Source organism: Paenibacillus sp. JJ-223, from assembly GCF_927798175.1.
Classification (GTDB): domain Bacteria; phylum Bacillota; class Bacilli; order Paenibacillales; family Paenibacillaceae; genus Paenibacillus; species Paenibacillus hubeiensis.
The window spans coordinates 75,707-91,373 of record NZ_CAKMMP010000006.1 but is presented as its reverse complement, the minus strand read 5'-3'; the positions used below and the strand labels follow the sequence as shown (position 1 = coordinate 91,373).

The following is a 15,667-nucleotide window of genomic DNA, read 5'->3' as shown; positions in this document are numbered from 1 at the left end:
TAACGCGTTTTAATTGAGGTGAGAAACAACTGACAGAAGCAATATTCGCGGATGAACGTAAAGGGAGAGATCACCCCGTCCCGCTTCGGGATCGTACGTGGTGGCGCCGAAGGAGTAAACCCCCGACAAGCGGCGGGTGAATCTCTCAGGCAAAAGGACTTTTACGGGACGCAACTCTGGAGAGCATCCATTCGCCCAAGAAGGGCGTTTTGATCACCCAAGGGGAAACCTGACGCAATCTGCGACGGGGTAACTCTCAGGTACCAAGGACAGAGCCCAGGAATTCAGCATGCTGCCGCATGCCGGTTCTTTGGCCTGTCCTTTTCCTTTTTCCCAAAAAAACGAAAACAGTGCATAAGAATCCTGCATAGGGCAGCTTCCTCATGACGTATAGACCATCCCTTTTCCGCGGTTTCGTTTCACATTCGGCCCGTCTGGCGGCCTACAACGAGGTGATATGATGTCCGATTTGTTAAGAACTCCTCTCTTCCCGCATTATCAGCAATTCGAAGGCATGCGCTGCATCGATTTTGGCGGCTGGGAACTGCCCGTGCAGTTCAGCGGCATCCAGAAAGAGCATGAGGCCGTGCGCGAACGTGCAGGATTGTTTGATGTATCCCACATGGGTGAATTCATAGTCCAAGGCGAACAAGCCGAGGCCTTTTTGCAGCAAATGACAACCAATGACGTGACATCACTGGTTCCGGGGCAAGCTCAGTACACATTGATGTGTTATCCGAGTGGCGGGGTCGTCGATGACCTGCTCATCTACAAACTGGAAGAACAGCGCTATATGCTGGTCGTCAACGCCTCCAATATCGAAAAGGACTGGGCATGGCTGCAAGAGCACATCATTGCCGGTGTTGAGATGAGCAACGTATCCGAAGAGACCGCGCTTTTGGCGCTGCAAGGCCCGCTGGCTGCCGATATTCTGGCCAAAGTCACAACGGGTACGAATCTCGGCGACATCGAGCCGTTCCGGTTTGTCCGCGATGCCGACGTATGCGGCGTTACGCTCCTGCTCTCACGCACGGGTTACACGGGCGAAGATGGATTCGAGCTCTACGTCCCGGCCGATCAGGCCGCCCGGATCTGGAAAGGACTGCTGCAAGCCGGAGCACCGCACGGACTGATTCCTGCCGGACTTGGCGCAAGGGATACGCTGCGCTTTGAAGCAAGATTGCCGTTGTACGGACAGGAGCTGTCCGCGACCATTTCTCCGCTTGAAGCCGGGCTTGGCATGTTCGTGAAATGGAATGCCGGACCGTTTATCGGTCAGGAAGCGCTGCTGCAGCAAAAGAACGAAGGCCCTGCTCGCAAGCTGGTCGGCATTGAAGTGCTGGAGCGCGGAATTCCCCGGCCGCACTATCCGATCTATGCGGATGGCGTACAGATCGGCGAAGTGACGACCGGCACCCAATCCCCTACGCTGAAGCGCAATCTGGGGCTCGCCCTGATCGACAGCAGGCATGCTGCGCTGGGTACTCCGCTTGAGATCGGGATTCGCGGCAAAACATTGAAAGCCGAGGTCGTCAAAACCCCTTTTTACAAACGGACGCGCGCACCAAAGACACCTGATGCAAAAGAGACCATCCAAGGAGCTGATCTAACATGACCAAGCACCGTTACATCCCGATGACCGAGCAGGATCAGAACGCCATGCTGGCAACGGTTGGCGTGGATACGATCGATGACCTGTTCCGCGACATTCCCGAAGACATTCGTTTCCAGGGCGAACTGCCCATTTCTTCCCGGCTCGACGAACACGCGCTGAGTCGCCATATGGCCAAACAGGCCGGAGCTAACGCCCATTTCGATACACACGCCAGCTTTCTTGGCGCCGGCATTTACGATCATCACATTCCTTCCGTCATCAATCACGTCATCTCGCGATCCGAATTTTACACAGCTTACACACCATATCAACCGGAAATCAGCCAAGGGGAGCTGCAAGCGATCTTTGAATTCCAGTCATACATCTGTGAGTTGACCGGCATGGCCGTTGCCAATGCCAGCATGTATGACGGCGCTACAGCCTTTGCGGAAGCCGGGAATCTGGCTGCTGCGGCCACCCGCCGCAAGCAGCTGATCGTGTCCAGCACAGTGCATCCCGAGTCCCGCCAAGTCCTGAAAGCATATGCTCACGGCCTTAATCTGGAGATCGTCGAGATTGGCCACAAAGACGGCGTGACCGACTGGGATGCCCTGCAAGCCGCCGTATCCGGGGACACCGCTGCCGTCATGATTCAAAGCCCCAACTTCTTCGGAGCTCTGGAACATGTAAAACAGGCCGCAGACCTCGTGCATGCGCACAAAGGCCTGCTCGTCGTTAGCGCGAACCCGCTGTCGCTTGGCCTGCTTGAAGCTCCCGGCAAGCTTGGCGCCGACATCGTCGTCGGCGACGCGCAGCCGCTTGGCATCGCCGCTTCGCTCGGCGGACCGACTTGCGGATATTTCGCCGTATCCCAGGCTCACATGCGCCGCATTCCCGGACGCATCGTCGGCCAGACGACCGACCGCAGCGGCAAACGCGGTTTTGTGCTGACGCTGCAAGCCCGCGAGCAGCACATTCGCCGCGAGAAGGCGACGTCCAACATCTGCTCGAATCAAGCGCTGCTTGCCCTTAGCGCCTCCGTCTACATGTCCACCATGGGCAGACAAGGCATGATCGACGTGGCCGACCTGAATGTTCAGAAGAGCCATTATGCCCGCCGGATTCTGCAAGCCATTCCGGGCGTGAGCATTGCATTTTCCACACCTACGTTTAATGAATTTGTCATTCGGCTGCCGGAAGGAACGAATATCGAAGCACTGCAGTTGAAATGGCTCAAGGAAGGTTTTATCGGCGGTTATGATCTGGGGCGCCATTATCCGGAACTGGCCGGACATCTGCTGATTGCCGTAACCGAACGCCGCAGCAAAGAAGAGATCGACGAATTCGCACGTGTACTGGAGGGATCGCTGTGACGCAGGAGACAACAACGCAAACCGGAACGAAATCCGCAGTTCAAGACACAAACGGAAATAACAGGGATGCCAACACAGAAACCGCGATGAACCCCGCCGCCAACGTCACTCCCGAGCAATCGCTTATTTTTGAGTTGAGCAGCCCCGGGCGCGTCGCCTATTCCCTGCCGGAATGCGATGTGCCAAGGCAAGAGATCGAATCCCTGATTCCCCGGGAAATGCTTCGCTCCGAAGCAGCCGCATTGCCTGAGGTTTACGAAGTGGATGTCATCCGGCATTACACCGCCCTTTCCCGTCGCAACTTCGGCGTGGATAACGGCTTCTACCCGTTAGGATCGTGCACGATGAAATACAATCCCAAAATCAACGAAGACGTCGCCCGATACAGCGGCTTTGCCAAAATCCACCCCTATCAGCACGAATCCAGCATCCAAGGGGCGCTTGAACTACTGTACACGCTACAAAACGACCTTGCCGGCCTGACCGGCATGGATGCCGTAACCCTTCAACCTGCCGCTGGCGCGCATGGCGAATGGACGGGGCTGATGATGATCCGGGCCTATCACGAAAGCCGGGGCGAAACGCGCACCAAAGTCATCGTGCCGGATTCCTCCCACGGCACCAACCCGGCCAGCGCTACCGTTGCCGGCTTCGAGACCGTAACCATCCCTTCCCGTTCGGATGGGCTCGTCGATCTGGACGCCTTGCGCGCAGCCGTCGGCAGCGATACGGCGGCTCTGATGCTGACCAATCCGAATACGCTTGGCCTGTTCGAAAAGGACATTCAGGAAATTGCCTCGATCGTGCATGAGGCCGGCGGCTTGCTCTATTACGACGGCGCAAATTCCAATGCCATCATGGGCATCGCCCGGCCTGGCGACATGGGCTTCGACGTCGTGCATCTCAATTTGCATAAAACGATGAGCACTCCGCATGGCGGCGGCGGTCCTGGAGCCGGTCCGGTTGGCGTGAAAAGTCTGCTTATTCCGTTCCTGCCAAAACCTGTCGTCGTACGCGATGATGAAGGCCGATATACGCTTGATCATGCCGGGGACCAATCGATCGGTCGGGTCAAAGCATTTTACGGCAACTTCGGCATCTTGGTACGCGCATATGCTTACATCCGCACCTACGGGCCGGAAGGCTTGCGCCGCGTTTCCGAATGCGCCGTTCTCAACGCCAATTACATGATGGCCCGGCTCGCTCCTTATTACGAGATTCCGTATCCGGGGGTGTGCAAGCATGAATTCGTCATGTCGGGACGCGGCCTCAAGCAATACGGCGTACGCACGCTTGACGTCGCCAAACGTTTGCTCGATTTCGGTTACCATCCGCCAACGGTATACTTCCCATTGAATGTGGAAGAGTGCATCATGATCGAACCGACCGAGACGGAAAGCAAGGAAACGCTTGACGGTTTCATCGATACGATGATCCGCATCGCGAAGGAAGCTGAGGAAACGCCGGAGGTCGTGCTCAATGCACCCTACGGCACGCCTGTGACCCGTCTCGACGAAACAACTGCTGCACGCAAGCCTGTGTTGAACTGCGCCTGCAGTTGATCAGGCCATAACAAAAAGCCGCACAAGGTTATCGACAACCGTGTGCGGCTTTCTTGGCCGGCATTTGCAATCGAGGAAAAAAAGCCGGCATCCGCTTTACGCAGACACCGGCATCCATATGCTGCATCGCTGCAGCCCCTTCAATCGGAAAAAGAAAAGACCCTTAAACATCGGGGAAACCCCGAACCCAGTGATGCTTAGATGCTTTTAACCAGTTCAACCACTTGCTCAGCGGTTTGCATATCCAGTGCTTTGGCAGCAAGTTCCTGCATCTCGGCACGGGACAATTTCGTGATCTGACTGCGAGCTGGCAGAATGGAGGTTGCGCTCATGCTGAACTCATCCAGTCCAAGACCAAGCAGCAACGGAATTGCCGTTTCGTCTCCAGCCATCTCTCCACACATGCCAGCCCATTTTCCTTCACGATGCGCCGCATCGATGACCATTTTGACCAAACGCAAAATAGCAGGATTGTATGGTTGGTACAGGTAAGAGACACGTTCGTTCATACGGTCAGCAGCCATGGTGTATTGAATCAGATCGTTCGTTCCGATACTGAAGAAATCAACCTCTTTGGCAAATTGATCCGCAAGAACTGCAGTCGAAGGGATTTCGACCATGATACCGAGTTGGATGCTGTCGGAAACAGCAATCCCTTCAGCTACCAGCTTGTCCTTCTCTTCGAGCAGGACGGCTTTTGCTTCACGGAACTCGCCGAGCGTGGCGATCATCGGGAACATGATGCGCAGGTTCCCGTGCACGCTGGCGCGCAGCAAAGCACGAAGCTGTGTACGGAAAATATCTTGACGGTCCAGACACAGACGAATCGCGCGGAAGCCTAAGAATGGATTCATTTCTTTCGGCAGGTCAAGGTAAGGAAGCTCCTTGTCTCCACCGATATCGAGCGTGCGGACAACGACAGGTTTGCCTTCCATTTTTTCGAGCACCGTTTTGTACGCATTGTACTGAACGTCCTCGGAAGGAAGTTTGTCTCTGCCCATGTACAGGAACTCGGTACGGTACAAGCCTACGCCTTCGCCGCCGTTTTCCAATACGCCGGCAACATCGTTTGGCGTACCGATGTTTGCCGCCAATTCAACGTGCACGCCATCCACCGTCACGGTTGGTTCGTCACGCAATTTTCTCCACTCGGCGCGTTGTGCATCGTATTGTTCCTGTTTGGAACGATACTCGGCGACTACGTCCTCCGAAGGATTTACGAGCACATGTCCGTCCAGGCCGTCAACGATGATCAAATCACCGTGTTTGGCTTGGGTCAGGATGTCCTTGGTTCCCACAACCGCAGGAATTTCCAGGGAGCGTGCCATGATTGCCGAGTGGGACGTGCGTCCGCCAATGTTTGTGGCAAAGCCTTTAACATATTTGCGGTTCAACTGAGCCGTGTCGGAAGGCGTCAAATCCTCCGCAAGCACGATCACTTCCTCACTGATTTCGGCAGGGCTCATGAATTCGATGCCCAGCAGGTGGTTCAGCACACGCTTCGTTACGTCGCGCATGTCTGCTGCACGTTCCTGCAGGTAAGCACTTTTCATGTTTTCGAACATTTCGATAAATTGGGAAGCCGTTTCGTTCAATGCAAACTCTGCACTGACCATTTCCTCCGCAATTTTCGCTTTGACCGGATCAATCAGTTCCGGGTCGTTCAGAATGAGCAAATGCGAAGCGAAAATTTCCGCTTTTTTCTCGCCAAGCTCTTGCATCGTGCGCTCTTTGATCGCTTCGAGCTCAGCTTGGGATTTCCCCAAAGCCGAGTCGAGTTTAGCGATCTCTGCGTCAACATCGGTAATTTGACGTTTCTCTACAGAGTAATCGGGATGCTCCAAGATAAACGCCTTGGCGATGGCAATGCCCGCCGAAGCCGCGATCCCGGAAACATTAAGCATGGATTTCGCCCAGCCCTTCGTTAACCATAACGTCAGTCAGTGCTTTAAGAGCGTCAGCAGCCTCATCGCCTTCGGAGATGATCGTGATGGTGTCGCCTTGCTCCAGACCCAGGGAAAGAACGCCCAGGATGGATTTCAGGGTTACTTTTTTACCGTTAGCTTCTGCAAAGGATTCTGCGCCTTTGAATTGGTTTGCTTTATTAACCAGGGCTGTCGCCGGGCGTGCGTGGATACCGTCTTCGTCTGTAATTCTGAATGTTTGTTGCATTACAATCATCTCGCTTTCATGAATTTGATTTAGGCATTGCATTATATTTACACTTGCTTGCCATCGTTGGGACAGTTCTTATTTTATCTCAATGATCGGCTGATCGCCAACTTTGAGTACTCCACTCTTCTTGAGTGTTATCGTGGAGCCTTCTGGCAGGTTGGTGAAAATGACTGGAGAAATGATCGACGGAGCGTTTGCTTTTACATACTCCAGATCCACTTCCATAATCGGCTGACCAGCAGATACCAGGTCACCTTCCTGAACCAGTACGTTGAAACCTTGACCTTTCAGTTTCACCGTATTGACACCTATATGAACAAGCACTTCTTTGCCGCCGTCGGACATAATGCCTACAGCGTGTTTGCTTGGAAATACATTAAATACTTTACCATACACTGGGGAGGTAATCGTTCCATCATGCGGCAAAATAGCGAAACCGTCACCTGTCATTTTTTCAGAAAAGACCGGATCAGGCACGTTTGTAATATCAAGCAGCTCTCCGTTCACCGGCATAACGATATCCTCTGGTACAATGCGCTCACCTTGCTCTCCTTGCGCCTTCTCCTCTTCAGGAGTTGGTTTAATTTCTTCCGCCGGAGCTGGTGCAGGCGTGCGTCCTGCAATGATATCCTGCATCTGTGATTTAATCGTATCGGAACGCGTTCCGAAGATGGCTTGAACATTATTACCCACTTCAAGCACACCAGATGCACCCAGTTGTTTCAAACGGTCTTTTTGCACATTCGATTTCTCATTTACTTCAATCCGCAAGCGAGTAATACATGCATCCAGATGTTTAATGTTTTCCTTGCCGCCAAAGGCTTCAAGGATGTTATGCGGCAAATCGTCCGTGGAACCTGAAGAGCCACTGGATGAGGATTCAGGAGATGCTTCTTCACGTCCAGGCGTTTTGAGTTTGAACTTGCGAATGATGAATCGGAAACCGAAATAGTAGATCACAGCAAGAATCAAACCAACGATGATAACGTTCCACCATGGCGTGCGGTTTGGAATGATACCAAAGATCAGGAAGTCAATGAAACCGCCTGAGAAGGTCATCCCGATTTTGACATTAAGCAGCTGCATCGTCATGAACGATAAACCCGCAAAGATACAGTGTACAGCAAACAAAATCGGTGCAACGAACAGGAACGAGAACTCCAGCGGCTCTGTAATCCCCGTCAGGAATGATGTCAGTGCAGCTGAACCCATGATACCAGCAACATATTTTTTATGTTCAGGTCTTGCTTCATGGTACATCGCAAGTGCGGCTGCTGGCAAACCGAACATCATGAACGGGAATTTACCGACTTGGAACGTTCCGGCAGTCAGCGCAACGCCGTCACGCAGCTGGCTGAAGAAAATCTTTTGGTCTCCGCGAATGACTTCACCCGCTTTGTTCACATACTCTCCGAACTCAAACCAGAATGGGGAGTAGAAAATGTGATGCAGCCCGAACGGAATCAGTGACCGTTCTACTACACCGAAGATGAAGGCCGACAGGGTCGGGCTTGTATCAACCATGAAGTGAGAAACGGCATTTAATCCATTCTGAATTGGAGGCCAGATGACCACGAGCAGCAACCCGAGCAGCAGGGAAACTACCGAAGTGACAATTGGAACAAAACGTTTACCCGCGAAAAATCCAAGGTAAGACGGCAGTTCAATTTTAAAGAAACGATTGTAGCACAGTGCTGCGATGATACCGACAATGATACCTCCAAATACCCCTGTGCTTAAAGTTGGAATACCCAGGATACTCGCATAACCTGGCACATTGCCAATCATGGCAGGTGTAACACCTACGGCAGAGCCCAAAGTTACGTTCATGACCAGATAACCGATGATGGCTGCAAGTCCTGCAACGCCTTCACCTCCAGCCAGCCCGACGGCTACGCCGACCGCAAACAGCAATGCCAGATTATCAAATACGATCTGACCTGCGTTCATCATGATGGTTGCAATTGAGTTTACCCAAGGGGTATCGAGCGCAGTAACATATTGCAGGAAATCCGGATTTACCAGCATGTTACCAATTCCGAGCAGCAAACCTGCGGCTGGCAGAATCGCTACAGGCAGCATGAGAGCTTTACCTACTCTTTGCAATACACCAAAAAGCTTTTTAAACATCGCGTCGTATTCTTCCTTTCATGTGAGTATGTCGTGATGCAAGCAAGGGAACACAAAAAAGGCATGAACTAATAAAAGTGAACTGTGCCTACCTTGGGGTATAGCATACCCTTAAAAAGGTAGAACAATCACACTCTAATTAACTCATGCCTGATCGAGTCAGTAACACGTCGCTTATGTTTATTCAGTTGCTTGATTACGGTCACCATTGTAGCATCACTTTGGACGCATTGCAAGCCTTTACAGAAAAAACGTTATTCCGGTGTTATTTCAGAGCTTATTTTACTGATTTTCTTCTTTCCGCTGGTTCAGCCGCTGAAGATGTATCGTTAAGTAGCCAACTTCTGCCGGATAAACAGGCAGCTTTAGTCGTTGCTCCATCACTTTGGTCAGCTTCCATGCAAGCGAGTACATTTCGGGATACTCCAATTTGAGCAGGGAATCCAGCTTGTGAAGCTCCTCCACTTTATCTCCGCGACGTATACGCTCAAGGGCAAACCGTAGATGCGTTAACAGACGGGAATAATCCAATGATTGCGTTTCAAAAGAATAATCCAGCTGGTCTGCGACCAGATTCACCAGATCCGTAATTAACTGCGAATGCTGCCGCACCTGGGAGATGTTCTGGTTTGTCATCGCGCTATAAATATGCAGCGCAATAAATCCGATTTCATCCCTTCCCAAATCTACGCCCATTTTGTCCTTGATCAGCCTGACGGCATACTCGCCCATCCGAAACTCTTCAGGGTATATCTCCCGGGTTTCGTACAGGAACGGATTTTGAATGACGATGCCCTGTTCCTTGCGCTTCAATGCAAAAGAAATATGATCCGTGAGCGCGATATGAATATGCTCGTTCAACGGCGCGTCCGCTCGCTCTGAAATATACGTAACCAACTCGTTAATGATCTCGATCAACGCCTCGTCCACTTGCGGAAGAAGCTGCTTATATTGCTCCTGCTCTTGCTGGTTCTTCAAAATGAACATTTTCTCCACAGCCATCAGCGGAAGGATATCGCCTGTTTTTCGGTTAAAGCCTATGCCCTTGCCGATGACGACGACCTCACCATGTTCGGGATGCTGTGCAATGATTACATTATTGTTCAGGGCTTTGGCTACGTGTAGGCCGCTCAATGTTCGCACCTCTTTTTATCAAACCGTCTTGATTCTTCCGATAGTCGATTGCAACGTCTTTTCATACATGAAATAAAAAGAACGAAAAAACACCCGGCGCGGGCAAACCACGCCGGACGTCTCGCTTAAAAAGTAACAAAATTTCGCGTCAAGGTCAATAGAGCTGCCTTACGGCACAAGCATTCCCTACTCTTCCGTTCCCGCTTTATTCAAAATGGTGTCTGTTGGCGATGCTGCCACAGCAACCGGCGTCGCTGTTTTGGGCTTGGTTAACCCCTGAATCAGCTGCTCCACATCGATGCCGGACACGCTCTTAAGCATTTCCGGCGCAGTCGCCATCAATTCGGTGACATAATTGCTCACGCGAGCTGCACCTTCGCCTTTGCCTGTATCCACGACCGTCAACTTGTCAATGGAAGAGATCGGTTCCGCAATTTTGCCGGCAAGCTCAGGCAGCATTTTGACGATGATGTCCAATACCGCGGCTTCGCCAAACTTCTGGAACGCCTCGGCCAGCTTTTCTTTGGCTTCCGCTTCGGCAAGACCTCGCAGACGGATAACCTCGGCATCCGCCGAACCTTTTGCCAGTTCGGCATCAGCCACGGCCTGACCTTCAAGCCGCTTCTGCTCGGCCGTTGCCTTGGCCTGCGTCTCGATCGAATACTGCACCGCATCCGCTTCGCGCATTCGTTTTGCCTTGTCGGCTTCGGCAGCCTGCTCGACGGCGTAACGATCCGCCTCGGCCTTTTTCTTCACTTCCGCGTCGTATTGCTTCTCACGAACCATGATTTCTTTCGCCTGCAGGTCGATTTCCCGTTCTTTCCGAACCAATTCAACCTTCATCTGCTCTTCAACCACCGTTTGTTTCGCCCGGGCTTCCTGAATGTGGTAGGCCTGGTCGGCTTCCGCTCTAGCTGTATCCTGATCTCGTTTAAACGCCGCCACTTTCAGCTCTTTATCCTTTTCGGCTTCCGCAATGTTCGTATCGCGCAGCAGTTCCGCCTTTTGTCCCTGCTCTTCCGCGTTGGCCTTCTGAATTCTGGCATCTCTGACGGCCTCAGCCTCGGCAATCTCGGCATCCCGTTTCACGGCAGCGATTCTTGGCTTACCGAGCGCATCCAGGTAACCCTGCTTGTCGCGGACGTCTTTAATGGTGAATGACACGATTTGCAGACCCATCTTCTTCAGATCTCTTGCTGCCACGCCCTGAACCTCCTGCGCAAAACGATCACGGTTCCGATAGACCTCTTCCACCGTCATTGTGCCCAGGATGGCACGCAGATGCCCTTCAAGCACTTCCTGTGCTTCCCCGCGCAGCGCTTCCACCGGTTTGCCGATAAACTGCTCGGCTGCCGTCGCCACGTCCTCGACCGAACTTCCTACCTTGATGATCGCGACGCCGTCCGCAATAACGGGCACCCCTTGCTCGGTATAAACTTCCGGCGTGGTTACGTCGAGCTTGTGGGACAGCAGCGAGATGAACTCGGACTGCTGAAAGACCGGCCAAATAAATGCACCGCCGCCGCGCACGATTTTGATTTTCCTGCCGGATTCGTCCTCGGATATATTTTTGTTGCCCAAAAATGAACCGGTTACAATCATCGCTTCATCAGGACCCACCGTTTTGTATCTGGCCCAGAACGCAAGACCCAAAATCAAAATCACGCCGACAACAATCGCGGGAACCAACAACACTTCCATATCCAGATTCATTCCACATCTCTCCCCTTCTCGTTGTAAATGGTAATCAATACTACATCATACGCGCTAAACCCCTGTGTTACTTAAGTACATCCTCTTCCCATTCGGACACACGCAGCACGCCATCCGATATGTCTACTACAACGACACGCGCCCCAGCCGCAATGGGGCGATGTTCGAAGCTCGATGCGGTATGGATCGTATTGCCCGAGGCAATGCGTATCATGACTTCCCCGAAACCCTTTTCCGGCACGGGAATCGTGATCTCGCCGATCTTTCCCGCCAGTTCCTGCATGGAGAAACCGATGGACACCTCACTGTTGCGGCTCGGCTTAATATAAGCAAAGAACACCAGCATGGCTGCAGCGACTCCGATCAACAGGGCCAGAATCAAGGCGGCCATCGTACTTACCGAGCTGTAACGCGTCAGCATGATTCCCGCCCCGCCAAAAGCAGTAATGGAACCAGCCAGTACAACCGGTTTGAAAATATCAACGCCCGGAAACTCGAAAGCACCATCCAGCAAACCATCAATCAGATCTCCCAGTATCAGGCTGACGACCGCAAATATCGCTCCCCCGATCAAACACCCCCAATAAATCGACTCCATCCCTTTACCTCCCCTCTTCTGCTGCAACTCCATTTCGATAGATGACTTTCCTCATGTAAATAAATACGTACCAAATCCGGATATGTTTCAAAATCTTCCCTCTTTTGTATTGAGCGCCCGTTATTGGGCATGATCGCATTCAAAGCATGCAAAAAAGCCGTAAAGCTCCCCGCTGGGGAACCTTACGGCCCAAATCTGAAATGAAACGATCCATATAGGCTTACAGAGATGCCTTGTAGATGGATACAACATCCTCACGCTGCAGCTTTTTGAAGTTGCCGAAAGGACCAAACAGCATCGCTTTGTCAGCCATAACATCGATTTTGCTGTCATCGATATCATAATCGGCCAAACGGCTAGGCGCTCCGATGGAGGTCCAGAATTGACGAAGAGCTTCAATGCCTTCCTCGGCAACCTGCTTGTCCGATTTCCCTTCCGGATTCACGCCGAATACGTTGACCGCCAAACGTTTGAAGCGATCCACTTTGACGTCGATATTATGCTTCATCCAGTGCGGGAACAGGATCGCCAGACCGCCGCCATGCGGAATATCGTACACAGCCGACACGGCATGCTCGATATTGTGAGTCGCCCAATCGCCTGCAAGGCCCATGTTGAGCACGCCGTTGAGAGCCATCGTACCGCAGTACAGAATGGTCTCGCGCAGTTCATAGTTTTCGAGATCTTCGATGAGGCGAGGGGCCACATCCATCACAGTGCGCAGAATCGTTTCGCAGAAACCGAGCTGCACGGGCGTGTTTTCATCCAGATGGAAATAATGCTCGAGCACGTGGGACATCATGTCGACCATGCCGTAAACGGTTTGGTCACGAGGCACCGAATACGTATTCACCGGGTCGAGAATGGAGAACGTAGGGAAAGAAACCGGGCTGCCCCATCCCAGTTTTTCTTGGGTATCCTGATTCGTGATGACGGAACCCGAGTTCATTTCCGATCCGGTAGCCGCCATGGTCAGAATCGTTCCGAGCGGGAGAGCGTCTTTCGCGACGGCTTTGCGTGCTGCAAAATCCCACATGTCCCCTTCGTATTTGGCGCCTACTGCGATCGCTTTGGCACAGTCGATGACACTGCCGCCGCCGACAGCAAGGATCAGTTCGATATCGTTCGTTTTGCACAGATCCACGCCTTTATGCACGGTTGCGAGACGAGGGTTCGGTTCAACGCCAGCCAGTTCGGTCACTTCTGCACCGATGTCGTTAAGCAGGCCGATCACTTGGTCGTACAACCCGTTGCGTTTGATACTGCCGCCGCCATAAACCAGCAGAACGCGTTTGCCATACTTCGGAACTTCGGTTTTCAGCGTTTCAACTTGGCCCTTGCCAAAAATCAGGCGGGTCGGGTTATAAAATTGAAAAGTTTTCATATCTATGTCGCCTCCAGAGGAATTTGATGTTTTCAGCGCAACCCCCATTATAATACCCTATATCTATGAAAACAAATATATATATATCTATGCTCGATCGTAAATTTGCTTTATGGTCCTAAACGAATTTCAATGGAGACATGCTTCACAAACAGCTTCGTTAGTGTGACCTTTCACGGACTGGATTATGAAGGATTCCAATCAGAATACCTTAATCGCAATGACACTTTATTCCCTTTTCATTATACATTGCGGAATATCGCAATTCCATGTTTTGCCTATGAAGAAGAGCACCGGGTTTTGAAATTGGTTTCGCAGGCGATGCGGAAGCATATAAATAAGAATGGACCCTGCCTCCCGGGAGACTGGATCCATTCTTCAACCCTTCTTTAACGAACAAACTATTCGGTGTATCCCATGCTGGCAATGAACCGGCGGAAGGCCGCACGGCCAGCCTCATCATGTTTGTATACCCCGGCGTGCTCCAAAATTTGCGAAAATTTCAGGCCGACTTCCTGCTGCACAAGCGCAACTGCCTGTTCCTTGTCCAGCTGGCATCCGAACCGACTTTGCAGCTCTTCTGTCCAAAGCAGATGTTTGTTCAGCTCATGTTCTTCGGATTTTGCCGCTTCGGCCAGCTCGCTATTGCCGGCAAGGATTTCGGCGATGCCGTCCAATTCTTCTTTAAGGCGTCCCGGCAAAATCGCCAAGCCCATAACTTCGATCAGGCCGATGTTTTCCTTTTTCAAATGGTGCATCTCGCGGTGCGGGTGGAAAATGCCTTCCGGATGTTCCTCGTTCGTGCGGTTGTTCCGCAGGACAAGATCCATCTCGTAGCCGCCGTTCTCGCTGCGCCGTACAATCGGCGTCACGGTATTGTGCGGAACGCGCGCTCCATCCACTTCGCTGAATGCTTCCACCTCGGCGGAAGGATCGCTGTACCCTTTCCAAGCCTCGTAAACGGCATTTCCCGCCTCCAGCAGCTGTGCCGGATCGTGGGAAGACAATCGAAGTACAGACATCGGCCATTTCACCAAACTAAGGGTAAGACCCGGTGTGTCCGGATGACGGAAGACCGCTTCCGCCTTGGCCTTCTGAATGGCAAACGTGTGCCGCCCTCCCTGGAAGTGGTCATGCGTCAGAATCGAGCCGCCCACGATCGGCAGATCCGCGTTCGAGCCGATGAAATAATGCGAATACTCGCCAACGAAAGCCAGCAATCTGCGCAAGGTATCCTTCGTCAGTTTCATCGGCACATGATCATGGTGGAAAATGATGCAATGCTCGTTATAGTACACGTACGGCGAGTACTGGAAGAACCATGGCTCACCGTTAAGCTCCAACGGAATGATGCGCAGGTTCTGGCGCGCCGGATGGTTGACCCGACCCGCATAGCCGACGTTTTCGCGGCACAGCTGACATTTCGGATACACCGGCGGCGGCAGCAATTTCGCCATGGCGATTTCCTTCGGACTTTTCTCCGGTTTGGACAAGTTGATCGTAATTTCCATCTCGCCGTATGGCGTCTCTTGCGTCCAGTAGACGTTTTTGGAAACTCGGTCCATACGGATATAGTTGGAGTTGATCGAAAGGTCGTAGAATTGGCTTGTCGCCGCCTCAATTCCTTCGCTCTCCGCCTTCTCGCGGAACGCCCGAACGACTTCCGAAGGTCTGGCCATCAAGTGGCCCATGATCTTGGCGTCGAGCAGGTCGCGATACGTATCGGTATTTTCCGGGATCAGCCCGATTTCGAACCCGTAGTCGATCAACGTGTCGATCAGAGGCTGCGGTCCGTCCAATACGGTTTCATCGAGCACGCCATCGTAAGGCTCGGAAAAACCGAATTGCTCCAACAGCAGGTTGCGGCCGTAATCGCGGTCTGCTTCCTCAATCAGTCGTTTCCGCAGGGCAAAGAGTACCAGACGCTCAATGGCATGCAGTGCTTCCTGCTGCTCCGGGGTCCGTTCTGTGGTGCCTGCTCCAGTGGTTGTCTGTGACATATCC

11 protein-coding genes and 1 riboswitch are annotated in these 15,667 nt (G+C 52.4%); of the genes, 3 read left to right on the top strand and 8 right to left on the bottom strand.

The window, feature by feature from the left end; genetic code table 11:
* Positions 1-51: 51 nt before the first annotated feature.
* Positions 52-171, top strand: a riboswitch (glycine riboswitch).
* Between the two features lie 289 nt (positions 172-460).
* From gcvT to gcvPB, 3 genes are all read left to right on the top strand, one after another.
* Positions 461-1,615 (top strand): glycine cleavage system aminomethyltransferase GcvT, encoded by a 1,155-nt coding sequence (gene gcvT, locus L6H98_RS12575; RefSeq protein WP_236415828.1) that lies wholly within the window; start codon positions 461-463, stop codon positions 1,613-1,615.
* On the top strand, positions 1,612-2,967 hold the full coding sequence (gcvPA, locus tag L6H98_RS12570) for an aminomethyl-transferring glycine dehydrogenase subunit GcvPA (protein ID WP_236415506.1): 1,356 nt from the start codon (positions 1,612-1,614) through the stop codon (positions 2,965-2,967). Before gcvT ends, gcvPA begins: the two co-directional genes overlap by 4 nt.
* 86 nt (positions 2,968-3,053) lie before the next feature.
* Positions 3,054-4,529 (top strand): aminomethyl-transferring glycine dehydrogenase subunit GcvPB, encoded by a 1,476-nt coding sequence (gene gcvPB / locus L6H98_RS12565; RefSeq protein ID WP_236415827.1) that lies wholly within the window; start codon positions 3,054-3,056, stop codon positions 4,527-4,529.
* Positions 4,530-4,726: 197 nt separating this feature from the next.
* Here gcvPB and ptsP read toward each other — a convergent pair whose 3' ends face one another.
* The 8 genes from ptsP to L6H98_RS12525 all read right to left on the bottom strand — a co-directional run bounded on the left by ptsP (position 4,727) and on the right by L6H98_RS12525 (position 15,663).
* On the bottom strand, positions 4,727-6,433 hold the full coding sequence (ptsP, locus tag L6H98_RS12560) for a phosphoenolpyruvate--protein phosphotransferase (RefSeq protein ID WP_236415505.1): 1,707 nt from the start codon (positions 6,431-6,433) through the stop codon (positions 4,727-4,729).
* Positions 6,426-6,701: an HPr family phosphocarrier protein gene (locus tag L6H98_RS12555; protein WP_236415504.1), complete on the bottom strand. Its 276-nt coding sequence runs from the start codon at positions 6,699-6,701 to the stop codon at positions 6,426-6,428. Before L6H98_RS12555 ends, ptsP begins: the two co-directional genes overlap by 8 nt.
* A 78-nt stretch (positions 6,702-6,779) precedes the next feature.
* A complete protein-coding gene (gene ptsG, locus L6H98_RS12550) occupies positions 6,780-8,834 on the bottom strand; it encodes a glucose-specific PTS transporter subunit IIBC (protein ID WP_236415503.1) in 2,055 nt (684 codons plus the stop codon).
* Between the two features lie 282 nt (positions 8,835-9,116).
* Positions 9,117-9,968 carry a PRD domain-containing protein gene (locus tag L6H98_RS12545; protein ID WP_236415502.1) on the bottom strand — a complete coding sequence of 284 codons (852 nt, stop codon included), beginning with the start codon at positions 9,966-9,968 and terminating at the stop codon, positions 9,117-9,119.
* Between the two features lie 186 nt (positions 9,969-10,154).
* On the bottom strand, positions 10,155-11,681 hold the full coding sequence (locus L6H98_RS12540) for a flotillin family protein (protein ID WP_290371446.1): 1,527 nt from the start codon (positions 11,679-11,681) through the stop codon (positions 10,155-10,157).
* A gap of 67 nt (positions 11,682-11,748) precedes the next feature.
* Positions 11,749-12,279, bottom strand: coding sequence for an NfeD family protein (locus tag L6H98_RS12535; protein ID WP_236415501.1), 531 nt, complete (start codon positions 12,277-12,279; stop codon positions 11,749-11,751).
* 220 nt (positions 12,280-12,499) lie between these two features.
* A complete protein-coding gene (locus L6H98_RS12530; RefSeq protein WP_236415500.1) occupies positions 12,500-13,663 on the bottom strand; it encodes an iron-containing alcohol dehydrogenase in 1,164 nt (387 codons plus the stop codon).
* A gap of 401 nt (positions 13,664-14,064) precedes the next feature.
* On the bottom strand, positions 14,065-15,663 hold the full coding sequence (locus L6H98_RS12525) for a UDP-glucose--hexose-1-phosphate uridylyltransferase (RefSeq protein WP_236415499.1): 1,599 nt from the start codon (positions 15,661-15,663) through the stop codon (positions 14,065-14,067).
* Between the last annotated feature and the right edge of the window lie 4 nt (positions 15,664-15,667).